17 protein-coding genes and 1 pseudogene are annotated in these 23,244 nt (G+C 65.0%); 5 read left to right on the top strand and 13 right to left on the bottom strand.

Annotated elements, in window-relative coordinates:
- The first annotated feature begins 59 nt into the window (after positions 1-59).
- Complete coding sequence (locus tag QOS90_RS22260) at positions 60-4,970, top strand: alpha-2-macroglobulin family protein (protein WP_085273993.1); 4,911 nt, start codon at positions 60-62, stop codon at positions 4,968-4,970.
- 143 nt (positions 4,971-5,113) lie between these two features.
- Here the strand turns inward: QOS90_RS22260 and QOS90_RS22255 are convergent, their stop codons facing one another.
- Complete coding sequence (locus tag QOS90_RS22255) at positions 5,114-5,407, bottom strand: hypothetical protein (protein WP_027594960.1); 294 nt, start codon at positions 5,405-5,407, stop codon at positions 5,114-5,116.
- A gap of 77 nt (positions 5,408-5,484) precedes the next feature.
- Here QOS90_RS22255 and pbpC point away from each other — a divergent pair, with 77 nt between their 5' ends.
- Together pbpC and QOS90_RS22245 are read left to right on the top strand one after the other, a co-directional pair.
- On the top strand, positions 5,485-7,839 hold the full coding sequence (gene pbpC, locus QOS90_RS22250) for a peptidoglycan glycosyltransferase PbpC (protein WP_085273992.1): 2,355 nt from the start codon (positions 5,485-5,487) through the stop codon (positions 7,837-7,839).
- A 93-nt stretch (positions 7,840-7,932) separates the two neighbouring features.
- Entirely contained in the window at positions 7,933-9,606 is a 1,674-nt protein-coding gene (locus tag QOS90_RS22245) for a ShlB/FhaC/HecB family hemolysin secretion/activation protein (protein WP_085273991.1), read from the top strand.
- 56 nt (positions 9,607-9,662) lie between these two features.
- Here QOS90_RS22245 and QOS90_RS22240 read toward each other — a convergent pair whose 3' ends face one another.
- The 8 genes from QOS90_RS22240 to QOS90_RS22205 all read right to left on the bottom strand — a co-directional run bounded on the left by QOS90_RS22240 (position 9,663) and on the right by QOS90_RS22205 (position 15,788).
- Positions 9,663-10,439 carry a response regulator transcription factor gene (locus QOS90_RS22240; protein WP_027594963.1) on the bottom strand — a complete coding sequence of 259 codons (777 nt, stop codon included), beginning with the start codon at positions 10,437-10,439 and terminating at the stop codon, positions 9,663-9,665.
- Between the two features lie 119 nt (positions 10,440-10,558).
- Positions 10,559-11,029 (bottom strand): A24 family peptidase, encoded by a 471-nt coding sequence (locus tag QOS90_RS22235; RefSeq protein ID WP_027594964.1) that lies wholly within the window; start codon positions 11,027-11,029, stop codon positions 10,559-10,561.
- A gap of 191 nt (positions 11,030-11,220) precedes the next feature.
- Positions 11,221-11,790: a DUF4136 domain-containing protein gene (locus QOS90_RS22230; RefSeq protein ID WP_027594965.1), complete on the bottom strand. Its 570-nt coding sequence runs from the start codon at positions 11,788-11,790 to the stop codon at positions 11,221-11,223.
- 19 nt (positions 11,791-11,809) lie between these two features.
- Positions 11,810-12,445, bottom strand: coding sequence for a DUF4136 domain-containing protein (locus QOS90_RS22225; protein ID WP_085273990.1), 636 nt, complete (start codon positions 12,443-12,445; stop codon positions 11,810-11,812).
- Between the two features lie 22 nt (positions 12,446-12,467).
- Positions 12,468-13,217: a methyltransferase gene (locus QOS90_RS22220; protein ID WP_085273989.1), complete on the bottom strand. Its 750-nt coding sequence runs from the start codon at positions 13,215-13,217 to the stop codon at positions 12,468-12,470.
- Entirely contained in the window at positions 13,214-13,519 is a 306-nt protein-coding gene (locus QOS90_RS22215; RefSeq protein ID WP_027594968.1) for a MazG-like family protein, read from the bottom strand. Before QOS90_RS22215 ends, QOS90_RS22220 begins: the two co-directional genes overlap by 4 nt.
- Positions 13,520-13,581: 62 nt before the next feature.
- Positions 13,582-14,433, bottom strand: a complete 852-nt coding sequence (locus QOS90_RS22210; RefSeq protein WP_085273988.1) for a MaoC family dehydratase — start codon at positions 14,431-14,433, stop codon at positions 13,582-13,584.
- Between the two features lie 2 nt (positions 14,434-14,435).
- The gene (locus QOS90_RS22205; RefSeq protein WP_085273987.1) at positions 14,436-15,788 is read right to left on the bottom strand and encodes a 3-oxoacyl-ACP reductase; all 1,353 of its coding nucleotides are present in this window, start codon (positions 15,786-15,788) and stop codon (positions 14,436-14,438) included.
- A 118-nt stretch (positions 15,789-15,906) separates the two neighbouring features.
- Between QOS90_RS22205 and QOS90_RS22200 the strand changes: the two genes are divergently transcribed.
- On the top strand, positions 15,907-17,184 hold the full coding sequence (locus tag QOS90_RS22200) for an acetyl-CoA C-acetyltransferase (RefSeq protein WP_085274035.1): 1,278 nt from the start codon (positions 15,907-15,909) through the stop codon (positions 17,182-17,184).
- Positions 17,185-17,372: 188 nt separating this feature from the next.
- A complete protein-coding gene (locus QOS90_RS22195) occupies positions 17,373-18,152 on the top strand; it encodes an AraC family transcriptional regulator (protein WP_027594972.1) in 780 nt (259 codons plus the stop codon).
- Between the two features lie 120 nt (positions 18,153-18,272).
- Here the strand turns inward: QOS90_RS22195 and QOS90_RS27710 are convergent, their stop codons facing one another.
- The 4 genes and pseudogenes from QOS90_RS27710 to QOS90_RS22180 form a co-directional block, all read right to left on the bottom strand.
- Positions 18,273-19,001 carry a methyl-accepting chemotaxis protein gene (locus QOS90_RS27710; RefSeq protein WP_371918165.1) on the bottom strand — a complete coding sequence of 243 codons (729 nt, stop codon included), beginning with the start codon at positions 18,999-19,001 and terminating at the stop codon, positions 18,273-18,275.
- Positions 19,002-19,130: 129 nt separating this feature from the next.
- Positions 19,131-20,060 (bottom strand): annotated as a pseudogene (locus QOS90_RS27705) (cache domain-containing sensor histidine kinase); the annotation flags it as partial.
- A 327-nt stretch (positions 20,061-20,387) separates the two neighbouring features.
- Positions 20,388-20,798: a Cu(I)-responsive transcriptional regulator gene (gene cueR / locus QOS90_RS22185; RefSeq protein WP_085273986.1), complete on the bottom strand. Its 411-nt coding sequence runs from the start codon at positions 20,796-20,798 to the stop codon at positions 20,388-20,390.
- The gene (locus QOS90_RS22180; RefSeq protein ID WP_085273985.1) at positions 20,795-23,194 is read right to left on the bottom strand and encodes a heavy metal translocating P-type ATPase; all 2,400 of its coding nucleotides are present in this window, start codon (positions 23,192-23,194) and stop codon (positions 20,795-20,797) included. The genes cueR and QOS90_RS22180 overlap by 4 nt, the downstream gene beginning before the upstream one ends.
- Between the last annotated feature and the right edge of the window lie 50 nt (positions 23,195-23,244).

The following is a 23,244-nucleotide window of genomic DNA, read 5'->3' as shown; positions in this document are numbered from 1 at the left end:
CCCGTCGTTGCGCTATAGTTGCTGCCCTCACGTACACGCTGCCTAAGAGTTCCTACTCCATGTTCAACAAAGGATTGTTGCTGGCCTGCGCGCTGGCTTTGCTCAGTGCTTGTGACTCCTCCGCGCCGGGCAAACCCGCGCCGGCCGAGAAACCGGCAGCCACCGCGCCCGCCGAGGCCCCAGCGGCCAAGCGCGAAGACCCTGCCGTACTCGCCAAGCGCTACGAGGGCCGGGCGCTCACGGTGCTGGACGTCTCGGAAGTGCAGCTCGACGGCGCCAGCGCGCTGTCGATCAGCTTCTCCGCGCCGCTGGATGCCACACAGGACTTCGCCGGCAAACTGCACCTGGTCGACACCGTCAAAGGCAAGGTCGACGGGGCCTGGGAACTCTCCGACAACCAGATGGAACTGCGCCTGCGCCACCTGGAGCCGCAGCGCAAGCTGGTGCTCACGGTCGACAAAGGCCTGCTGGCGGTCAATGGCAACGCGCTCGACAGCGAGTCGGTCACCCGCCTGGAAACCCGCGACATGCAGCCGACCATCGGCTTTGCCAGCCGCGGTTCGTTGCTGCCCACGCGCCTGGCCGAAGGCTTGCCGGTGATCGCCCTGAACGTCGACAAGGTCGATGTCGAGTTCTTCCGCGTGAAGCCCGAGATGCTCTCGACCTTCCTGGTCAACTGGGGGCGTAACAGCAGCCTGTATTACTACCAGTCCAAAGAAACCCTGGACATGGCCGAGCTGGTCTACAGCGGCCGCTTCGATCTCAACCCCGCGCGCAACACCCGCGAGACCGTGCTGCTGCCGATTGCCGGGATCAAGCCGCTGCAGGAACCGGGCGTGTACCTGGCAGTGATGCGTGCCTCGGGCACCTACGACTACTCGCAGCCGGCGACCCTGTTCAGCCTCAGTGACATCGGCGTCTCTGCGCACCGCTACCGCGACCGCCTCGACGTGTTCGCCCAAGCCCTGGAAGGCGGCAAGGCGATGAAAGACGTCAACCTCGAGGTGCATGACGAGAAGGGCAAGTTACTGGCCCAGGCCAAGACCGATGGCGACGGCCACGCCGAACTGCCGATCACGCCCAAGGCCGATACCCTGATTGCCACGCAAGGCGTGCACACCACGTTGCTGCGCCTGAACACTGCGGCCCTGGACCTGGCCGAATTCGATATCACCGGCCCGCAAGCCAACCCTTTGCAGTTGTTCATCTTCGGCCCGCGCGACCTGTATCGCCCGGGTGAGACGGTGCTGCTCAACGGCCTGCTGCGCGACCAGGATGGCAAGCCGGTCAAGGCCCAGCCGGTCAGTGTGGAAGTGCGTCGCCCCGATGAGCAGGTCAGCCGCAAGTTTGTTTGGGAGGCGGATGGCAGTGGCCTTTACCAGTACCAACTGCAACTGGCCAGCGAGGCGCCGACCGGTCGCTGGCAATTGCTGCTCGACCTGGGTGGCGGGCGCAAGCAGGTCTACGAGTTTCTGGTCGAAGACTTCCTCCCCGAACGTTTGGCGTTGGAGCTCAAAGGCAGCAGCGCACCGCTTGCGCCTGATCAGGACGCCCACATCCAAGTCAATGGCCGCTACCTTTACGGCGCGCCGGCTGCGGGTAACCGGCTGAGTGGCCAAGCTTACGTGCGCCCGTTGCGCGAAGCGGTGCCGGCGCTGCCGGGTTACCAGTTCGGTTCGGTCACCGAAACCGAGTTGAACCAGGACCTGGAGCTGGACGAAGTCACCCTCGACCAGGCCGGCAAGGCAGTGGTCGATATCGAAAGCCGCTGGGCCGAAGCCCGCTCGCCACTGCAACTGACCGTGCAGGCCAGCCTGCAGGAGTCCGGTGGCCGGCCGATCACCCGTCGTCTGGAACAGCCTATCTGGCCTGCCGAACGCTTGCCGGGCCTGCGCGGCCTGTTCGAAGGCGAGGAAACCGACAGTGACGGCCCGGTGGAATTCGAGTTTCTGGTGGCCGACCGTGATGGCAAGAAGCTGGCGGCCAACGACCTCAAGGTGCGCTTGATTCGCGAGCGCCGTGACTACTACTGGAACTACTCGCAGAGCGACGGCTGGAGCTACAACTACAACGAGAAATTCCTCACCCAGAGCGAAGAGACCGTCAGCGTCAAGGCCGGCTCGACCGCCAAGTTGTCGTTCCAGGTCGAGTGGGGCCCTTACCGGGTCGAGGTCGAAGACCCAGAGACTGGCCTGGTGTCCAGCGAGCGCTTCTGGGCGGGCTATCGCGCCCAGGACAACGCCGAAGGCGGCGCAGTACGCCCGGACCAGGTCAAGCTGGCCCTGGACAAACCGTCCTACGCCGATGGCGCCACCGCCAAAGTCACGGTGACCCCGCCTGCCGCCGGCAGCGGCTACCTGATGATCGAGTCCAGCGATGGCCCGTTGTGGTGGCAAGAGATCGAGGTGCCGGCCGAAGGCAAGACCTTCGACGTGCAACTGGACAAGAAGTGGGCACGCCACGACCTGTATATCAGCGCCCTGGTGATTCGCCCCGGCGAGCGCAAGGCCAATGCCACACCGAAACGCGCGGTGGGCGTGCTGCACCTGCCACTCGACCGGGCCGAGCGTAAGCTGGCGGTCAGCTTGCAGGCGCCGGAGAAGATGCGGCCCAAGCAGCCGTTGACAGTCAAGTTCAAGGTGGCCAATGCCGATGGCAGCCCCGCGGCTGCGGGGCAGCAGGTGCATGTACTGCTGTCGGCAGTTGATGTCGGCATCCTCAACATCACCGACTTCAAGACCCCCGACCCGTTCACCAGCCTGTTCGGCCGCAAAGCGTATGGCGCCGACCAGTTGGACATCTACGGCCAGTTGATCGAGGCCGGCCAGGGCCGCCTCGCCAGCCTGGCCTTTGGCGGTGACGCGGCCATGGCCAAGGGTGGCAAACGCCCCAACACCACGGTGACCATTGTCGCGCAGCAGAGCCTGCCGGTGACCCTGGACGAGAAGGGCGAGGGCCAGGCCACGGTCGACATCCCCGACTTCAATGGCGAACTGCGGCTGATGGCGCAGGCCTGGACCGAAGACCACTTCGGCGTGGCCGAGGGCAAGACGGTGGTGGCTGCGCCGCTGATCGCCGAGCTTTCGGCACCGCGCTTCCTGGCTGGTGGCGACCGCACCAGCCTGGCGCTGGACCTGGCCAACCTGTCGGGCCGCGCCCAGCAATTGAATGTCGAGATCAGCACCGAAGGCCAGTTGAGCCTGGCGGCGAGCGCGGTGCAAAGCGTCGCGCTGGACGAAGGCCAACGCCGCACGCTGATGATTCCGGTGCAGGCCCAAGGCGGCCTGGGGCAGGGCAAGGTGCGCGTGCGGGTCAATGGCCTGCAACTGCCAAACGAGCCGGCCACGGCCTTCGAGCGTGAATGGACCTTGGGTGTGCGCCCGGCTTATCCGGCGATGCTCAAGCACTACCGGGTTGCCTTGAAGGACCAGCCATGGGCGTTGCCCGAGGCGGACCTGGCTGCCTTCGAACCGGCGGGCCTTGAAGCCAGCCTGGTCTTGTCGAGCCGGCCGCCGCTGAACCTGGCCGAACAGATTCGTGCCCTCGAAGCCTACCCCTACGGGTGCCTGGAGCAGACCACCAGCGGCCTTTATCCGTCGCTCTACGCCGATGCCGAAAGCCTCAAACGCTTGGGGATCAAGGGCGAACCGGCCGACGTGCGCAAGCGCAAGATCGAAATGGGCATCGAGCACCTGCTGGGCATGCAGCGGTACAACGGCAGCTTCGGCCTGTGGAGTTCGGACAGTGAAGAAGAGTACTGGTTGACCGCCTATGTCACCGACTTCTTGCTGCGCGCCCGTGACCAGGGCTACGGCGTGCCCGCCGAGGCGCTGAAGAAGGCCAACGAGCGCTTGCTGCGCTACCTGCAGGAGCGCAACCTGATCGAGGTCGACTACAGCGAGAACGCTGACCATACCCGCTTCGCCGTGCAGGCTTATGCTGCCCTGGTTCTGTCGCGCAGCCAGCAGGCGCCCTTGGGTGCCTTGCGCGGGCTTTTCGAACGCCGTGCCGACGCTCGCTCCGGCTTGCCGCTGGTGCAACTGGCGGTAGCGCTGGAGAAGATGGGCGACAAGCCACGTTCCGAGCAGGCCCTGCAAGCCGGCCTGGGTATTGGCCGCAGCAAAGGCTGGATGGCTGACTACGGCAGCAGCCTGCGTGACCAGGCGCTGATTCTGGCGCTGTTGCAGGAGAGCAACCTGGCCAGCAAGCAGGTCGACCAACGCCTGTTCGCACTGTCGGACGAGTTGGCGGCCAACCGCTGGCTGTCTACCCAGGAACGTAACGCGCTGTTCCTCGCTGGCCGTGGTTTGCTCGGCAAGCCGGAAGGCAAGTGGCAGGCGCGTCTGGACAGCGCGGGTGAGATCCGCGAGTTCAACAACGCCGAAACCGGCCTCAAGCTCGAAGGCCCGCTACTGGCGTCGCCGCTGACGGTGCAAAACGAAGGCAGCGAGACGCTTTACCAGCAGCTGACGCTGTCTGGCTACCCGCGCCAGGCGCCGGCAGCCGGTGGCAATGGTCTGCAGATTCGTCGTGAGTACCTGGGCATGAATGGCCAGGCGTTGGACCTGCACAACCTGCGCAGCGGCGACCTGGTGCTGGTGCACCTGGCCCTCAAGGCCGAAGACCGTGTGCCGGATGCACTGGTGGTGGATTTGCTGCCAGCGGGGCTTGAGCTGGAAAACCAGAACCTGGCACAGAGTGCGGCCAGCCTGGAGAACGCCAGCAGTGCCGTGAAGGCGTGGCGTGAGTCGATGCAGAACGCCAGCGTGCTGCACCAGGAGTACCGCGATGACCGTTACGTCGCAGCGCTCAAGCTGGACAGCTATGGCACCACGCACCTGCTGTACCTGGCGCGGGCAGTAACCCCGGGCACCTACCGTGTGCCGCCGCCGCAGGTCGAGTCGATGTACCGCCCGAACCTGCAGGCAGTGGGCGATGGGCAAGGCGAGATGACCGTCAAAGCCCGCTAAAAGCCTGCCTCGTGTAGGAGCAGCCTTGTGCTGCGAAGAGGCCGGTATGAGCAACGAAAATCCTGTTGCCTGTACCGGCCTCTTCGCAGCACAAGGCTGCTCCTACACACACACACACACACTGCGAGGTGCGGCGATGGCCTTTAGTGAATCACCCAGCTCATCACCCACAACCCCAGCACCAACCAGATGATCCCGAGAATGATCGAAGCGCGCATGAAGGCGCGGATTGCCGAGTACAGCAGCATCAGGCCGACGACCAGGGCAAGGATGCTGACCAGCGAGGTGTCCATGCCCAGGGTGCGTGCCAGGCCATCGATGAAATTGCCGCCGGCATTGGCCAGCAGGTTGAACAGCCCGCTCAATGCGTCGACGATAAAGCGGATCAACGACCCGAGTGCGTGGCCCAGCCACCCGAAAAAATCTTCTACATGCATAGTTGCTTCCTGATCAACACACCGGCGAGGTTGCCGTTCCCAAGCCTTTGGCCATCAGTTGGCCAAGTCGGTTCCCGATGCCAAGCTTAGCGCGGCCGCGCACGCGTGCGGGCAGGATTGTGCGTGGTAGCGCCATCACCCTGGTCCTGGCCGTGGGCCTGGTGTGGCTGGCCGACCGTATCTGGCCGTTGCCCATGCCCGGCGACGACCTGGCGCGGGTGGTGCTGGCCGAAGACGGCACGCCGTTGTGGCGCTTTGCCGACGCCGATGGCGTGTGGCGCTACCCGGTCAGCCCGGAAGAGGTCTCGCCGCTGTACCTGCAGGCGCTGCTGACCTACGAGGACCGCTGGTTCTATCGCCACCCTGGGGTCAACCCGCTGGCCCTGGCCCGTGCGGCCTGGCTGAACCTGCGCGGAGGGCGTGTGGTGTCGGGGGGCAGTACGCTGTCGATGCAGGTGGCGCGCCTGCTCGATCCGCATGACCGGACGCTGGCCGGCAAGCTGCGCCAGTTATGGCGTACGGCGCAGCTGGAGTGGCACCTGTCGAAGCGCGAAATCCTGCAGATCTACCTCGACCGTGCACCCTTTGGCGGCACCCTGCAGGGCGTGGCAGCGGCTAGCTGGGCGTACTTGGGCAAATCGCCCAAACACCTGACACCTGCCGAGGCGGCGCTGCTTGCGGTGCTGCCCCAGGCACCCAGCCGCTTGCGCCCGGACCGCCACCCCGAGCGTGCCCAGCGTGCGCGCGACAAAGTGCTGCAGCGCCTGGAGGAATACCAGGTATGGCCAGCCCAGCAGCTCAAGGAAGCTGCCGAGGAGCCCTTGCTGCTGGCGCCACGTCAGGAACCGGCACTGGCACCGTTACTGGCGCGGCGGCTTAACACGGCGAATAGCCCGCCGCTAATCCGCACCACCCTAGACGCAGCCATGCAAAGGCGCCTCGAAGACCTGCTGCTGGGCTGGCGCGCACGCCTGCCGGAGCGCACGTCGGCGGCGATCCTGGTGGTCGAGGCGCAGACCATGGCAGTGCGCGCCTACCTGGGTTCGATCGACCTTAGCGACGCACGCCGCTTCGGCCACGTCGACATGGTGCGCTCATTGCGCTCGCCCGGTTCCACGCTCAAACCCTTCCTCTACGGCATGGCCTTGGATGACGGCCTGATCCACTCCGAATCGCTGCTGCAGGATGTGCCTAGGCGCTACGGCGACTATCGGCCCGGCAACTTCTCGATGGGGTTCAGCGGGCCGGTGTCGGCCAGCTCGGCACTGGCGCTGTCGCTCAACCTGCCGGCCGTTCAGTTGCTGGAAGCATATGGCCCGAAACGCTTCGCCGCGCAATTGCGCATGGCCGGCATGCCGCTGATGCTGCCGCCCTTGGCCGAGCCCAACTTGTCGTTGATCCTCGGGGGGGCGGGCAGCCGCCTGGAAGACCTGGTCGGCGGTTATGCGGCGCTGGCCCGGGCCGGCAACAGTGCGCGCATCCGCCTGCAGCCGCAGGACCCGCTGGTAGAGCGACGCCTGCTGTCGCCAGGGGCGGCGTGGATTATCCGGCGTATTCTGAGCGGCCAGGCACGCCCCGACCGCGACCCGCACGCCGAACTGGTGCAGCGCCCGCAACTGGCCTGGAAGACCGGTACCAGCTATGGCTTTCGTGACGCCTGGTCGATTGGGGTCGGCCCGCGCTACTTGATTGGTGTATGGATCGGCCGCCCCGACGGCACACCGGTACCCGGGCAGTTCGGCCTGGCCTCGGCGGCGCCGTTGATGCTTCAGGTGCATGACCTGCTAAGCAACCGCGATGCCCAGCGCGGTATCAGCGTGCCGGTCGAGCAGGTGCCCGCTACCATCGGCGTGGCAGCCATCTGCTGGCCGCTGGGCCAGCCGATGAATCGGCAAGACCCCAACTGCCGCCGCCAGCGCTTTGCCTGGACCCTCGACGGCACCACACCGCCGACCTTGCAGGCGGCCGATCAGCCGCTCGGGCTGGGCCTGCGTGAGCGCGTCTGGGTCAATGCGCAAGGGCTGCGGGTCGACGGCAGTTGCCCGGGGGCCAAGGTACGCGACATCGCGCTCTGGCCCGCCCCGCTGGAGCCTTGGCTGCCCAGGGTCGAACGGCGTGCAGCGCGCCTGCCGGCAGTAGACCCGGCCTGCCCACCGCAGGCGCCCGCCAGCGCACCCCCGCTGTCGATTGTCGGCGTGCGCCCGGGGGACAACCTGCGCCGTCCGGCAACCAGCAGCGAACCGTTGCAATTGCACGTTTCCGCCTTGGGCGGCGGCGGGCGGCGCTGGTGGTTCCTCAACGGCCAGCCGTTGGGCGAGACCCAAGGCCAGGACAGCCTGCTGGTACGTTTCGAACAGCCCGGGCAGATCGAGCTCAGCGCGCTGGATGAAAGTGGCGAGACCGCGCGGGTGGCGTTTCAGGTCAGCGAGTAGCCGTTCGACGATTGCCGGGCCAGCACCTACGCTTTGCACAAGACGGGTGTGACCGGCTGGCGCCCCGGTACACGAGGGATCATGGAGCGTCCAATGCGTCCTCTGGTCATGCCTCTTTTGTTGCTGCCCTGGGCCTTGGTGGCCCGCGCAGAGCCGTTGCCGGGCTTTCTCGACAGCCACGAAAACGAGCGTCGCCTGCCCGCCGCCAACCTGCCGCTGGACACCTACCGCCCACTTGCCCCACACCTGCGGCTGGCGCTGCCGAACGCCAGCGCGGCAGGCTGGGCGCCGCTGGAGACCCGCCTGGTGTTGCACAAGGTGCGCTTCGAAGGGGGGACGGTGTTCCCTTTGAGTGACCTGCGTGATCACTACCAGCCGTTGATCGGGCGTGAAACCACGCTGGGCGAGTTGCAGCAGTTCACCGCGCGCCTTACTCAACGTTACCGGCAAGAAGGCTACCTGCTGTCGTACGCTTACCTCCCGCCGCAGGATGTCGCTGACGGCCGTGTTGAGGTGGTGTTGGTCGAGGGCTATATCCACGGGTACCGGCTGGAAGGCGACATCGGCTCGGCCCGCACCTACCTGCAGCAGTTGCTGCAGCGCTTGCAGGCGGAACGCCCGCTAACGCGGGAAACACTCGATCGCTACCTGGGCCTCGCCGAGCGCCTCCCCGGCGTGGCGGTGGACGCTGAATTGGCTGCGGCGCAGTCGCCTGAGGGCGCCGCTCAGCTGACGGTCCACGCGCGGCGTACGTTGTTCGCCACTGGCGTTACCGTAAGCGATGGCAGCCGTGAGGACGCCCAGGCGCTGTTCACCGTCACCAGCAACGCCCAGACCCGCTATGCCGAGCAGTTCCAGGCAAGCGTGTTGTTGCCGCCCGGCGATGACCAGGCGCATTACCAGCGGTTGGACTACAGCCAGTACCTGGATGCTGAAGGCAGCCAGTTGCTGGTGTCTGCTTCGCGCTATCGCAGCACGCCGGGCACCCGAATTCGGCTGGAGGACGGCAGCGATTTGACTCAGCGGCGTGATAGCGAGCGTTATTCGGTTGGCCTTGGCCAGCCGCTGATCGTCAAGGCGGATGAGTGGATGACGGTGGCGGGGCGCTTCTACGCGATCAGTGAGCACCTCGAAGATCGGCCTGCGGGGCTGTCGCCGTCTCACGAGTACGACAGCTACGTACGCGCGGTGTCATTTGAAGGCAATTGGCGCAAGGCCGACGATCGCCGCTTGCGTATCGTCAGTGCTGGCGTCTATCAAGGCCTGGATTACCTGGGGGCACGCAGCGACGCCGACTATGACCTGGACTTTCTGCGTTTTCGCCTCTCGGGGTTGCAGAGCGACGCGTTGTTCAATGATTGGCAGGGGGTGGCGTCTGGTGCCCTGTACTGGAGTGACGACACACTGCCCGACAGCGAGCGGGCGGTGTTTGGCGGGCAAACTTTCGGCCGCGGTTATCCACGCGACCAGGCAGCGGGGGACAAGGGGTGGGGGGTAGCGTACGAGCTTGGCTACCGTGTTCGGCACAACGGCAACTGGCTGAAGGTGCTGCAACCCTATGCGGTACTCGATGCTGCGCAGGCCTGGTACAACCGCAGCAATGTCGAGGATGCCCACATGGCGTCCGCGGCGCTGGGGCTGCGGTTGGGGGATGGGCGCTACTTCAATTTGGCGGTGGAGGTCGCGAAGCCCTTGGCCGATGTTGCCCTGGATAGCCTGAGCCGCGGGCCACGCGTGACGCTAAGCCTTACCTACCAGATGGAATGAGCCTGGGGCTGATGGCCTATCAACGGCAACTCGGATGCCGCTGACAGGCCAGTCTTTCAATGAGCGGTAAAGCGCTGATGCACCGGTGAAGAACTCGGCGTCAGCGCGAGCGCCAGCTGCGTGCGGTTGTGCATGTGGGTCAGGCGCAGCACTTGAGAAACGTAGAGTTTCACGGTGTTCTCGGTAATGCCCAGTTCACAGGCAATTTGGTAATTGGTCTTGCCTTTGCTCACCAGGCGGGCCACTTCCAGTTGACGCGGCGACAGCTTCTCGAAGACGGCGGGCAGCTCGTTTTCACTTTCTTCGACATCGCTGGCACGGCGGTGCACGCCTTGGCCGCGGGCCTTTTCCAGGTCGTGGTAGAGCTCGTCGACCGACTCTGCCAGGTCCTGCAGGCGCTGGTTGAGGCCACCGAGGTCTTTCATGTTGCGCTGACGCTCCAGCAGAGCCTCTTCCTGACGGCGCAAACCTTCGAGCAGCTCGTTGAAATCTACCGGTTTTTGGTAATAGTCGACAAAGCCCGCGCGCAAGGCGCGGATCACGTCCTGCTTGTCGGCACGACCGGTCAGCATGATGGCTTCGAACATACGCTTGTTGCCGGCGAGTTCCTTCAAGGCGTGGACCAGCTCAATGCCATCACGCTCGGGCATGTGCAGGTCGCACAGCACCAAGCCAATCTTTTGGTCAGCCGAGTAGCGCTCGATGGCTTGGGCAGTGGAATGGGCTGGGACGCACACGTGGCCCTGGCTTTCGAGGTATTCACACAATTGTTCGACGATCAATGGCTGGTCATCGACCACCAGCACCTTCACTTCACTGGACGGCTTGTTCACGATCAACTCCCTGTTCGTAATCGGCCCTGCTCCCGGGCTAGACACTCCGGCAGCTTAAAAGTAGTCGCAGTTGGCAATTCTGTACAAGGTCCGTACAAGTTATAGGACAACAGGGATGATTATTGGATCCATACCGCTGTCAGCATAAAGCCCGCCAGGACGTAAGGTACGAAGGCCTGTTTGTCGCCCATTTGCTCCGTCAGAGCCTGCAAGCGCTTCTTGACCTTAGGGTTGAGCAAGGTCCACAGGCGGCGACGCGACAGCAGCCAGAGCACGACGGTGATACCCGCGCCAATGAACGTGCCGAGCACATATTGAGGACTGGTGGCGAGCGCCAGGGCGCCCATCAATTTGACGTCGTCGGCGCCGAAACGCCCGAGCATATAGCCGGGTAACGTCAGCAGCATGACGATGGCCAGCGCCCAACCGGCGTCGCTGGCGTCGGCACCGATCCAGCTGTGGCCGGTGGCGAACAGCCAGGCCAGGGCGCAGGCAGCGACGCCCAGGGTCAGTGCGTTGGAGATCTGCCGTTGACGCACATCCTGTTCGGAGCACAAGGCAAGCCACATCAGAAGAACAATGCTTTGCATTGGCAGGTCGCCTTCCCTAATTGTTGAACACTTCTACCCGGTCAGTCAGGTTTCCTTGAATTCAGGGTAGACGCGAAGTTGCAAGCGGGCGCGGCGGGAAGGGAAAAAGGCGTGACGGGATCAGAAGGTGTCGCAGCTGACGGTGCCTGTGTTGGCCCATCGCCGGCAAGCCGACGATGGGCCTCGGCGCATTACTTCTTGCTGCCGGGTGGGTAGTTGCTCAGCACATTGGTCACCGTATTCTGGATCGCGTTGTTACGTTCTTCCGGGCTTGGCGGGTAATTGTTCATGATCTGTTCAGCGCTGCCACGCCAGACCAGCTTGTCGTCCCGCCCATCGAACATGTCGACCTGGATGGTGGCGACCTTGTAGTCGACGCTGCGGGTTTCGTTGTACATCGGCCCGCCCCAGTAGCCTCCCCAGTAACCACCCCAGCCACCGCCATAGTTGGTAGTGATCTGCTGCTGACGCTGCTCGACGATGAGGTAGGCGCGCACTTTCAGGTCAGGCCGCGCATTGCCCTGTGCCGGGCGCAGGCCGCGCTGGTCGAGCTGGTCGGCCACGGCCTGGCGAATGCGCTGCTCGGTCAGGTCGCTTTTGATGCGAGGGTCGTCCGGGCGGTATTGCAAGCCGGGTTCCTGCCACGCCCAGCTGCGGTAGGCGGCAAAATCGCGGCTGGCGTCGAAATCCTGCTGGACGTTGTTGCTCGAGCAGGCCGTGAGCACCAGCGCGAATGACAGTAGAACGAGACGGCGCAACATGATGGTTCTCCGTTAAACGTTAACTGGGAGGATAGCCGCTGAGCGCCTTGTGCACCGAATCACGCAAGGCGCTTTCGCGATCACGCGGCGAGTCCTTGTCGCTGTTGCTTTCAGCACTGGCGCTCCACACTGGCTGGCCGCTGCGAGCGTCGTACAGGTCGATGCGGACCACCATCACCTCCACCTCGTAGGTGCGCACGATCGGCGTGCTGGCATAGGCACCGTAGCCGTTGCGGTAGCCGCCGTAACCCACACTGCCGTAGGGGTAGGGGCCGTAGTAGGGGTCGTAGGTGTCGTAGTCACGTACTTGGCGCAGGCGTTTTTCCAGGCGCATGTCGGCGCTCACCAGCAAATCGCCGGCGCTGCCCCGGGCAGGGCGCAGGCCATGCTGGTCGAGTGCGCCGCTGATGGCATCGGCCAGTTGTGCCGGGTCGGCATTGGCTGTGCCGCTGGGCAACTGGCCGTCACGCCAGCTCCAACTGCGGTAGTGCCCGTAGTCGCGGGCGGGTGCCGGGTAGGCACTGGCATCGAAGGTGGTGGCCGCCTGCGCAGGGGCGGGCGGTAAGGGGCGGCTACTGGCGACATACGGGTTGCTGCCCTGGCAGGCAGCCAGGGCAAGGGGCAGCAGGGCCAGGCACAACAGACGGTACGGCATGTATTCCTCCCGGCGGGCGGGGTCAGCGGGGGCGGCAGATCCAGTGCAGGTAGCGACCGAGCCCGGCAAAGCTTGGGTGTCGGCGGTGGGCCAGTTCCATTTCCAGCAGGTCGAGTATTTCGGCCTTGGCTTGGAACTCCTTGGGCATGTAGTCGTGGAACACCCTGACGCCACTCTCGCTTTCGACCTGCCACATAGGATCAAGTTGCGCCTTGAGCTCACGCGGATCAAGGGGTTTCTGCGGGGTCAGGCTCTGCTTTTCACCTTCCAGGCGGTTGCTGCGCAGTTTGCGGAAATGGCCCTTGAGCAGGTTGCGGTAGACCAGTGCGTCGCGGTTGTAGAACGCCAGCGAAAGCCACCCGCTGGGCGCAGTGAGCTGGTGCAGCACGGGCAGGATGCTTTCGGGTTCGGCCAGCCATTCGAGCACGGCGTGGCACAGCACCAGGTCGTAGGGTTCGGTCAGCTGGCCCAGCAGGTCCTGCCACGGTGCCTGGATGAAGGTGGCCGTCTGGCCTGCCTCGGCAAAGCGCGCGCGGGCACCGTCGAGCATGGGCGCGGCGGGTTCGGCGAGGGTCAGGTGATGGCCGCGTTGTGCCAGCCACAAGGCCATGTGGCCCAGGCCTGCACCGATGTCGAGTATGCGCAGCGGGCGATCGGGCAAGGCTTCGGCCAGGTCGGCCTGTAGCACGGCCAGGCGAATGGCGCCCTTGGCACCGCCGTAGATTTTCTCGGCGAAGCGGGTGGCCAGTTCATCGAAGTGACGGTCGTTCATCGGGCGAAGCGCCTTTCACTGTCGGCCAGCTTGGCCCTTACCACCTGGTCCATGTCCAGGCCCAGCTCGCTGCACAGCAGCAACAGATAGAGCACCACATCGCCCACCTCTTGGCCGGCGTGGGCGAGTGTGTCGGCAGGCAGCTGGCGGGATTGGTCCTCGCTCAGCCACTGGAAGATTTCGACCAGTTCGGCCATTTCAACGCTGGCGGCCATGGCCAGGTTCTTCGGGCTGTGGAAGCCGCGCCAATCGTTGTTGTCGCGGATCCGGTGCAGGCGTTCGGTGAGTTCTTGCAGGTTCATCGGGGGTCTCCTAATGCCGCATAGCTTCGGCGCAGGCCCGATGCAAAGCAAGAGGCCTGCGCCTACAGGCCACCCCAACGGCCAACCATGTGCAGCAACTCACCCTGCCCATCCAGCCGTAGTTCACCTTCTGGCCCGGCTTCGCTGGCACTGAGCACCACCTCTGAAGGCAATCGCACCGGTTTGCGGAACTCCACCTCGAAGCTGTAGCCGCTGTTCGGCAGGTGCCCGCGCAGGGCCGCCAGTGCCATGGCCTTGCTCCACATGCCGTGGGCAATGGCCTTGGGGAACCCGAACAGTCGCGCACTGGCAGCGCTCAGGTGAATCGGGTTGTAGTCGCCACAGACCTTGGCGTAACGCCGGCCGATATCGCTGTCGGCATACCAGCGGCTCGCCTCTGCCAGTGCGTCAGGCGCGCTGTCTGTTTGCTCGCTGGCCTGGCCCTCCAAGCGTAGCCCGCGCACCAGCGTGCGGCTGCATTCGCGCCAGAGCAGGCCCAGGGCATCTTCGGCTTCCGTAATGAGGTCGAAGGTGGCGCCCTTGGCGTGGGGTTGCAGGTTGTCGGCGTAGACGGCGAAACGTAATGCATCGATGCCGCCCAGTGGCCGCAACACCTCGATGCGGTTCTGCAGATGCACCAGCCCGAGCAAGGGGAAGGGGAAGCTGTGCGCCGTCAGCAGCTGCAATTGCAGGGGGAAGGCCATCACATGGGGATAAGTAGCGGGCAGGCGGCCATCGTCGGTGAAGTGGCAGAGTCGGCGGTAGGCTGCCAGGTTGTCGGGCTGAACCCGCATCACGCAGCGCAGGCCTTCGTCGGGCAGCTTGTCGCCGCTGATCTTGCGCTTGCTGGCCGCACGCAGGTAAAGGCTCGCGCGTGAGTCCGGGGCGTGCAGGTCGTGCCAGTGTCGGCTCATGGTCAGGCCCCCATCAGCGCTTGGCCACAGACCCGCAGCACCTGGCCATTGACCGCGCCGGAGCCTGGCTGGCTGAGCCAGGCAATGGCCTCGGCGACGTCTTGTGGCCGCCCGCCTTGGCCCAGTGAGCTCAAGCGCCGCCCGGCCTCGCGCAGCCCCATAGGCATGGCGGCGGTCATGTGCGTTTCGATGAAGCCGGGGGCCACGGCATTGATGCTGGCACCCTGGGCCGCGAGTTTTGCCGCCCAGGCCTGGGCGAAGCCGATCAAGCCGGCCTTGCTCGCCGCATAGTTGGCCTGCCCGCGGTTACCGGCAATGCCGCTGACCGACGCCAGCAGCGTGATGCGTGCGTTCTCGCCGAGCGCGCCTGCGTCATACAGTGCCTGGGTGAGTACCTGCGGTGCCTTGAGGTTCACGGCCATCACCGCATCCCAATATTCGGGGGTCATGTTGGCCAGGGTCTTGTCGCGGGTGATGCCGGCGTTGTGCACCACGATGTCGATACCCCCGGGCAGCGCTTCGAGCAACTGCGCTGCGGCGTCATTGGTGCAGATGTCCAGCGCCAGTGCCTTGCCGCCCAGCCGCGCGGCGAGGGCTTCGAGGTCTTGCCGGGCTTGCGGCACATCCAGCAGCAGCACCTCGGCGCCGTCCCGCGCCAGGGTTTCGGCAATCGCGGCGCCGATACCGCGTGCAGCGCCGGTCACCAGGGCGCGTCGTCCGCCAAGCGGGCGGGTCCAGTCCTCGACCTGGCTGGCGCAGGCTTCAAGGCGCAGCACCTGGCCAGAAATGAACGCGCTCTTGGGCGAAAGGAAGAAGCGCAGGGCACCTTCCAACTGGTCTTCAGCACCTTGGCCGATATACAGCAACTGTGCGGTCGCACCATTGCGCAGCTCTTTGGCCAGCGAGCGGCTGAACCCTTCGAGCGCCCGTTGCGTGACACTGGCCAGTGGGTCGTCGAGGCCTTCTGGCGCGCGGCCGAGGATCACCACGTGGGCGCAAGGCGCGAGGCTGCGCAGCAACGGCTGGAAAAATTCGCGCAACTGCTTCAATTCATCGCTGTCGGACAGGTGAGTGGCATCGAACACCACGGCTTTGAGCTTCGGCCCAAGCCCTGCAACCCAGGCCGGCGCCTGTAACCCTTCGGCATTGAAACTGTAGAGTTCGTCGGTGAGGCGTGGGGCGATGGCCTCGACCTGGCGCGTCAGTGGCCCGCCACCCAGTACCAGGGCACCCTCTACCGGGCGCAGGCGGCCTGCCTGCCAGCGCTCCAGCGGGGCCGGGTGTGGCAGGCCGAGGGCATCCACAAGGCGGCGGCCGAGGTTGGAGTTGGCAAAGCCGAGGTAGCGATCGCTCATGAGTGGGTCTCCCTGAAGGCAAGCTTGAAAGTGTGGACCAACTTTGTGGCAAGGTCGTTCGAATGCGGTAAAAACACCTAGGCTGTACGGTTTAAATTGTTTCAGGAGGAACATGCGCATGCGTTCACCTCGCCGGGTCGCGATCATTGGCGGCAACCGAATCCCGTTCGCCCGTTCCAATGGTGCCTACGCCACCGCCAGCAACCAGGCGATGCTGACTGTCGCCTTGGAGGGCCTGATCGAGCGTTACCGCTTGCATGGGCTGCAGCTGGGCGAAGTGGTGGCGGGCGCGGTGCTGAAGCACTCCCGTGACATGAACCTGACCCGCGAATGCGTGCTCGGTTCGCGTTTGTCGGCGCGCACGCCGGCCTACGACATCCAGCAGGCCTGCGGCACGGGGCTGGAGGCGGCCTTGCTGGTGGCCAACAAGATTGCCCTTGGGCAGATCGACAGCGGCATCGCGGGCGGTGTCGACACCACCTCCGATGCGCCGATTGCCGTTAACGAAGGGTTGCGCCACATACTGCTGGAGGCCAACCGCGGCAAAAGCCTGGGTGAACGGCTGAAGCCGTTCCTGAAGTTGCGCCCCGGCCACCTGAAGCCTGAGTTGCCGCGCAATGGCGAGCCGCGCACAGGCCTGTCGATGGGCGAGCATTGCGAGCGCATGGCGCAGGCCTGGCGGATCGACCGCGCCGAGCAGGATGCACTGACCTTGCTTAGCCATCAGCGGCTGGCGGCCTCCTATGCCGAAGGCTGGCAGGATGATCTGCTCACGCCGTTCCTAGCACTTAGCCGTGACAACAACCTGCGGCCGGACCTGACCTTGGAGCAACTGGCCAAGCTCAAACCGGCATTCGACCGCAGCGGGCTGGGCACGCTTACCGCAGGCAACTCCACCCCTTTGACCGATGGCGCATCGCTGGTGCTGTTGGGCACGGAGGAATGGGCGCAGGCACAGGGGCTTCCGGTGTTGGCCTACCTGGTTGACGGCGAGACCGCAGCGGTGGATTTCGTCACGGGCCGTGAAGGGTTGTTGATGGCGCCGGTGTACGCAGTGCCGCGCCTGTTGGCGCGCAATGGGTTGAGCCTGCAGGATTTTGACTACTACGAGATTCACGAAGCCTTCGCCGCCCAGGTGCTGTGCACCCTCAAGGCCTGGGAGGATGCGGAGTACTGCCGTGATCGCCTGGGGCTGGACGCACCGCTTGGGGCAATCGACCGCAGCAAGCTCAACGTCAAAGGCAGCTCGCTGGCGGCGGGGCATCCGTTTGCCGCGACCGGAGGGCGGATATTGGCCCACCTGGCGAAGCTGCTGGCCGCGGCGGGGAAGGGCCGCGGTTTGATATCGATTTGTGCGGCAGGTGGGCAAGGGGTGACGGTCATCGTCGAACGGTGATCAGGTGGGGGGGCGCTACGCGCCCATCGCCGGCAAGCCAGCTCCTACAAGTGCAGCGTTGAGCCCTGTGGGAGCTGGCTTGCCGGCGATGGGCTGCACAGCAGCCCCCGCGAAGAAGGACGGGGCAGATGCCACAGTCATGGCGCGTAACTGGTAGGCTTGTCCGATCAGAACTACAAGAAACCGCCATGCCGATCATCGGACATCCCCGGGCCATCCCGGCGCTCGACCACCTGCCCAGGCCCCTTTATGCCCGCGCCGAAAGCCTCGGCGCCGGCTCCTGGACCACTCGCCATCAGCACGACTGGGTGCAGTTTTCCTACGCCATCAGTGGCGTTCTCGGCGTCTACACCCGCGATGGCAGCTATTTCGCGCCCCCTCAGTGGGGTGTGTGGATCCCGGCGGACGCCGAACACGAAGTGGTGACGTCGATGCAGGCCGAAATGCGCAGCCTGTACGTGCGCCGCGATGCCTGCCCGTGGGCGCCGGAGCACTGCCGGGTGCTGGAGGTGACGCCGCTGGCGCGGGAGTTGATCAAGCAGTTCTGCCTGTTCCCGGCGGATTACCCGGAAGCCGACAGCGCCGAATCGCGATTGGTCGCGGTGCTGCTTGACCAGTTGCGCACGTTGCCGGAAGTCGGGTTCTCGTTGCCCCTCCCGCGTCATCCGGGGTTGCTGGCGTTGTGTAATGGCCTGATCGCGGCACCGGATACAGCCCAGACCTTGCAGCAATGGGCGCTGCAACTGGAGTGTTCGGAGAAGACGCTGATGCGGCTGTTTCAGCGTGAGACGGGGTTGAGCTTTCGCAACTGGCGTCAGCGCATGCGGCTGCTGTCATCGCTGGCGTTGCTGGAGGCGGGGGAGAATGTAACGGAGGCCGCGTTGGGGTGTGGGTATGACTCGACTTCGGCTTACATCGCGGCGTTCAAGCAGTTGTTTGGGGCGACCCCTGGGGAGCTGAAACTGTAGGAGCAGCCTTGTGCTGCGAAGAGGCCAGTGATAGCAGCGAAAAACTATGCTGTTGTCACCGGCCTCTTCGCAGCGCAAGGCTGCTCCTACAGGTCGCTTGCTTTAGCCGTGAAGTGGCTGTCAGGTGCGGAAGCGTCGTACCAGCGAATCCAGCTCGTTGGACAACCCTGCCAGGCTCTCCGAGTCTTGGCGCGCAGCCTGGGCCAGTTCGGCCACCAGTTGCGCATCGCCATGGATCTGGCTGATGTGCCGGTTGATGTCCTCGGCTACCTGATGCTGCTCTTCCGCTGCCGTGGCGATCTGCGTGTTCATGTCGCGAATCACGTCCACCGACTCACGGATCTGGCCAAAGCTGTCGCGGGCCAGGCCGATGCGGCTGACCGACTGCTGCGACACTTCCAGGCTGGCGTGCATCTGTTCGGCAACTTCGGCGGTGCGGCTGGCCAGGTTGCCCAGCAGGCCATCGATCTCGGCGGTGGAGTCGGCGGTACGCTTGGCCAGCGCCCGCACTTCATCGGCGACGACGGCGAAGCCACGGCCCTGTTCACCGGCGCGGGCGGCCTCGATCGCGGCATTGAGGGCCAGCAGGTTGGTCTGCTCGGCAATCGAGCGAATGGTGCCGAGGATCGACTGGATGGCGTTGCTGTCGCGTTCCAGCTGCTGAATCGACTGGGCCGATTGCTCGATCTCCTGGCTCAGGCGGTCGACGCTGTTCACGGCTGCATCGATCTGCTGCTGGCCTTCACGGGCTTGCTGCTGGCCACTGTCGGCCGACTGCGCCGCCTGGCTGCAAGAGCGGGCGACTTCGTTGGCGGTGGCGACCATTTCGTGGAAGGCGGTAGAGACCATGTCCACGGCTTCGCGCTGGCGCCCGGCCGCCTCGGCCATGTCACTGGACACCCGGGTCGAGCTGGTGGAGGTGCTGAGGATCTTGCTGGCGGCAGAGCCGATGTGCTGGATCAGGCTGCGGATCGCGCCGAGGAACTGATTGAACCAGCTGGCCAGTTGGGCGGTTTCGTCGCGCCCGCGCACTTCCAGGTTGCGGGTCAGGTCGCCTTCGCCCTGGGCGATGTCTTCCAGGCCGCTGGTGACGCTGTTGATCGGGCGCACGATCAGCTTGGCGAACGCCGTACCGACCACGGCGAACAGCGCGGCCAGCACCAGTGCGATGGTGCCGATCAACCACGTCAGGCGGGTGGTGGTCTGCATCACTTCGCTTTGCTCGATCAGGCCGATGAAGGTCCAGCCCAGTTGCTCGTCGGGGTAGATGTTGGCCATGTAGCGCACGCCATTGAGCTCGACTTCGACCAGCCCTTTACCTGCCTTGGCCAGGTCGGCATAGCCGTTACCGAAGCTGCCCAGTTGCTTGAAGTTGTGGCTGGCGTCACGTGGGTCGACCATCACGTTGCCGTTGTTTTCCACCAGCATCAGGTAGCCGCTTTCACCCAGCTTGATCTGCTGGACGATCTGGGTCAGGCCCTTGAGCGACACATCGATGTTGACCACGCCACCCGGGTTACCCAGCTGGTTGGCCACGGCGCGCACGGTGCTGACCAGCACGGCGTCGTCGGCGGCCCAGTAATAGGCGCCGGTACGCAGGGTTTTGCCAGGGTTGGCCATGGCCAACTGGTACCACGGGCGAGGGCGGGGGTCGTAGTTGACGAACTTCTGCCCCGCGGGCCAGCCGACATAGCCGCCGTCGCTGACACCGTAGGAAAGGTAGGCGTAGCCTGGGTGGGAATCGGCCAGGCGGGTGAAGAACTCAAGCACCTGCTTGTCCTGCTCGCCCAGCTCATACGACGGGTTGGCACTCATGAACTTGTTCAGGTTGTTGCCCGTGGCCGCAATCATGGGTTGCGAGGCCAGGTATTCGACGTTCTGGTTGATGCCCTGGAAGAAGATGTTCATCGCGTTGCTGACCTGGCGAATTTCCCGGCTGCTGCTGTCGAGGAATCCGTCGCGGGCTTCGCCGCGCAGGTTGAGGACCACCAAGGTGGCCACGAGGACGATGGGCAAGCCGGCGATGACCGCGAATGCCCAGGTCAGTTTCTGTTTGATGCTCATCGACGCTCCCGGAATTTTTTTGTTGTCGACACACGAGGCAGGTAGTTACTGCATCGGCAGCGTCCGGGATTAGATGAAGGCAAATGCCCGTATTTATTAGGGAATGTCGCACTAGGCGATGATTCGGTCGTGTTTAGGCGAATATGGCATACCAAAGCGTCGTGGCGAGCCTCAGCGGCAACATCCGCCAACGTTTCCGTTTGCTAAATCCTTCAGGATCGGACAGTCCGGCCGCTCGTCTCCCTGGCAGTGGGAGACCAGGTCGCCGAGGGTGTCGCGCAGGCTCACCAGCTCTTCTATGCGCCGGTTCAGCTCATCGATATGTTTCATGGCCAGCGCCTTGACGTCGGCACTGGCCCGTTGCCGGTCTTGCCAGAGGGTCAGCAACTTGCCGACCTCTTCCAGAGAAAAGCCCAGGTCGCGGGAGCGCTTGATGAAGGCCAGGCTGTGTAGGTCTTCTGGCTGGTAAAGGCGGTAGCCGCTGTCACTGCGGGTGGCTGGCTTGAGCAGGCCGATGGACTCGTAGTAGCGGATCATCTTGGTGCTGAGCCCGCTGCGGCGGGCGGCCTGGCCGATGTTCATGGGGCCTCCTGGGAGCTGCTGGTGGGTTTCCAGGTCTTGAGCCACAGCGCATTGCTGACCACGCTGACGCTGGACAGGGCCATGGCGGCGCCGGCGAGTACCGGGTTGAGGTAACCCAGCGCGGCCAGGGGGATACCGACCAGGTTATAGATGAACGCCCAGAACAGGTTCTGGCGGATTTTCGCGTAGGTCTTGCGGCTGATCTCCAGGGCTGCGGGTACCAGGCGTGGGTCGCCGCGCATCAGGGTGATGCCGGCGGCCTGCATGGCCACGTCGGTGCCACCGCCCATGGCGATGCCGATGTCGGCAGCGGCAAGGGCCGGGGCATCGTTGATGCCGTCGCCTACCATCGCCACCACGCCGTCCTGTTTCAGTGCCGTCACGGTGGCAGCCTTGTCGGCAGGCAGCACTTCGGCATGCACGTCGTTGATCCCGAGGGCGTCGGCAACCACCTTCGCGCTGCCGCGGTTGTCGCCGGTCAGCAGGTGGCTGCTGATGTGTTGTGCGTGCAGGCTATCGATAGCCTGCTTTGCGCCCGGTTTGAGGCTGTCGCCGAAGGCGAACAGGCCCAGCACGCGAGGTTGCGCGCCGCGCTCGATCAGCCAGGACAGCGTACGCCCTTCAGCCTCCCACGCGTGGGCTTTGGCGGCGAGGCCGCCGGGCTGCAGCGTGCTCTCGTCGAGCAGGCGCCGATTACCCAGGGCCAAGTCACGGCCTTCCACCCGCCCGGCGATGCCACGCCCTGTCAGTGACTGGCTGTCGACGACTGTTGGCACCTCCAGTTGCTGTTCGGCGCACGCCTCCAGCACGGCCTTGGCCAACGGGTGCTCACTGCCGCGCTGCAGGGCGCCGGCCAAGCGGTGCAGCTCGGCGGTGGTGCCGACCAGTGCCTGGCTGTGGACCACGCGTGGGCTGCCGGACGTCAGGGTGCCGGTCTTGTCGAACACGACCCGGTTTACCGCATGGGCACGCTCCAGGGCTTCGGCGTCCTTGATCAGGATGCCGTGGCGGGCGGCGACACCGGTGCCGGCCATGATCGCCGCTGGCGTTGCCAGGCCGAGTGCACAGGGGCAGGCAATCACCAGCACGGCGACCGCGTTGATCAGCGCGGTTTCCAGCGGGGCACCGGCCAGCCACCAGCCGATCAGCGTGATCAGCGCGATCACCAGTACGGCGGGGACGAATACCTGGCTGACCCGGTCCACCAGCTTCTGGATAGGCGCCTTGGCCGCCTGGGCATCTTCGACCAGGCGGATGATCCGGGCCAGCACGGTTTCGGTACCCAATGCCTGGGTGCGCACCAGCAGCCGCCCTTCACCATTGATGGCGCCACCGGTGACGGGGTCGCCAGGCTGCTTGGGCACTGGCAGGCTCTCGCCGCTGATCAAGGCCTCGTCGGCATGGCTGCTGCCTTCCTCGACTTCGCCATCGACTGGGAAGCGTTCACCGGGTTTGACCACGACCAGGTCACCCACACGCAGTTGGGCGATGGCCACGTCTTCTTCGCGGCCATCGACCACGCGCACCGCGCGTTCGGGGCGCAGTGCTTCAAGGGCCCGAATGGCGCTGGCGGTCTGGCGTTTGGCGCGGCTCTCCAAGTACTTGCCCAGCAAGACCAAGGCAATGACCACGGCCGAGGCTTCGAAATACAGGTGCGCAACCATGCCGGCAGGGGCTTGTGCCCATTGGTACAGGCTCAGGCCGTAACCGGCACTGGTGCCAAGGGCCACCAGCAGGTCCATGTTGCCGGCGCCGGCACGCACGGCCTTATAGGCGGCCACGTAAAAGCGTGCACCGAGAATGAACTGTACGGGCGTAGCCAGCAGGAACTGCGCCCAGGCGGGCAGCATCCAGTGCAGGCCGAAGGGCTGAACCAACATGGGCAAGACGAGTGGCAGGGCCAGCAGCAAGGCGGCACCGACCGCCAGGCGTTCGTTGCGCAGGCGGCGCTGGGCATCGCGCTGATCATCGTGGCCTGCGTGCGGCAGGCTGGCGCTGTAGCCGGCCTTTTGCACGGTGTCGATCAGCAGGCTGTCGTCGAGGGCCGCGAGCACCTCGAGGTGCGCGCGTTCGCTGGCCAGGTTAACGCTGACCTGCTCGACCCCAGGCAGTTTGCCGAGTGCGCGCTCGACGCGGCCGACGCAACTGGCGCAGGTCATGCCGCCAATCTGCAACTCGACAGTACGGGTGGGCACGCCATAGCCGGCTTCACGCACGGCGTCGAGCAAGGCCGGCAGGCTGCTGGCCGGGGCCTGGACCCGGGCCTGTTCGGTGGCGAGGTTGACGCTGACCTGTTCAGCGCCGTCGACCTTGCGCAGGGCGCGCTCGACCCGGCCAGCACAGCTGGCGCAGGTCATGCCGGAAATCGGCAGGTCGAAGGTGGTGGATGCGGGCATGGCTGTCCTCCTTGGATTGGCCTCCAGCATCAACCTTGCCACGTAGGCAA

The sequence above is a fragment of the Pseudomonas sp. LAIL14HWK12:I10 genome (assembly GCF_900184205.1).
In the GTDB taxonomy this organism is placed as follows: Bacteria; Pseudomonadota; Gammaproteobacteria; order Pseudomonadales; family Pseudomonadaceae; genus Aquipseudomonas; species Aquipseudomonas kermanshahensis.
The sequence above is the reverse complement of the archived record's forward strand: the minus strand, read 5'-3'. Positions and strand labels throughout refer to the sequence as shown.

Bases quoted from the DNA above. Each gene is read 5' to 3' on its own strand.
- QOS90_RS22260 (WP_085273993.1), top strand. From the start codon at position 60: ATGTTCAACAAAGGATTGTTGCTGGCCTGCGCGCTGGCTTTGCTCAGT.
- QOS90_RS22255 (WP_027594960.1), bottom strand. From the start codon at position 5,407: ATGCATGTAGAAGATTTTTTCGGGTGGCTGGGCCACGCACTCGGGTCG.
- pbpC (WP_085273992.1), top strand. From the start codon at position 5,485: ATGCCAAGCTTAGCGCGGCCGCGCACGCGTGCGGGCAGGATTGTGCGT.
- QOS90_RS22245 (WP_085273991.1), top strand. From the start codon at position 7,933: ATGCGTCCTCTGGTCATGCCTCTTTTGTTGCTGCCCTGGGCCTTGGTG.
- QOS90_RS22235 (WP_027594964.1), bottom strand. From the start codon at position 11,029: ATGCAAAGCATTGTTCTTCTGATGTGGCTTGCCTTGTGCTCCGAACAG.
- QOS90_RS22230 (WP_027594965.1), bottom strand. From the start codon at position 11,790: ATGTTGCGCCGTCTCGTTCTACTGTCATTCGCGCTGGTGCTCACGGCC.
- QOS90_RS22225 (WP_085273990.1), bottom strand. From the start codon at position 12,445: ATGCCGTACCGTCTGTTGTGCCTGGCCCTGCTGCCCCTTGCCCTGGCT.
- QOS90_RS22220 (WP_085273989.1), bottom strand. From the start codon at position 13,217: ATGAACGACCGTCACTTCGATGAACTGGCCACCCGCTTCGCCGAGAAA.
- QOS90_RS22215 (WP_027594968.1), bottom strand. From the start codon at position 13,519: ATGAACCTGCAAGAACTCACCGAACGCCTGCACCGGATCCGCGACAAC.
- QOS90_RS22210 (WP_085273988.1), bottom strand. From the start codon at position 14,433: ATGAGCCGACACTGGCACGACCTGCACGCCCCGGACTCACGCGCGAGC.
- QOS90_RS22205 (WP_085273987.1), bottom strand. From the start codon at position 15,788: ATGAGCGATCGCTACCTCGGCTTTGCCAACTCCAACCTCGGCCGCCGC.
- QOS90_RS22200 (WP_085274035.1), top strand. From the start codon at position 15,907: ATGCGTTCACCTCGCCGGGTCGCGATCATTGGCGGCAACCGAATCCCG.
- QOS90_RS22195 (WP_027594972.1), top strand. From the start codon at position 17,373: ATGCCGATCATCGGACATCCCCGGGCCATCCCGGCGCTCGACCACCTG.
- QOS90_RS27710 (WP_371918165.1), bottom strand. From the start codon at position 19,001: ATGGTCTCTACCGCCTTCCACGAAATGGTCGCCACCGCCAACGAAGTC.
- cueR (WP_085273986.1), bottom strand. From the start codon at position 20,798: ATGAACATCGGCCAGGCCGCCCGCCGCAGCGGGCTCAGCACCAAGATG.
- QOS90_RS22180 (WP_085273985.1), bottom strand. From the start codon at position 23,194: ATGCCCGCATCCACCACCTTCGACCTGCCGATTTCCGGCATGACCTGC.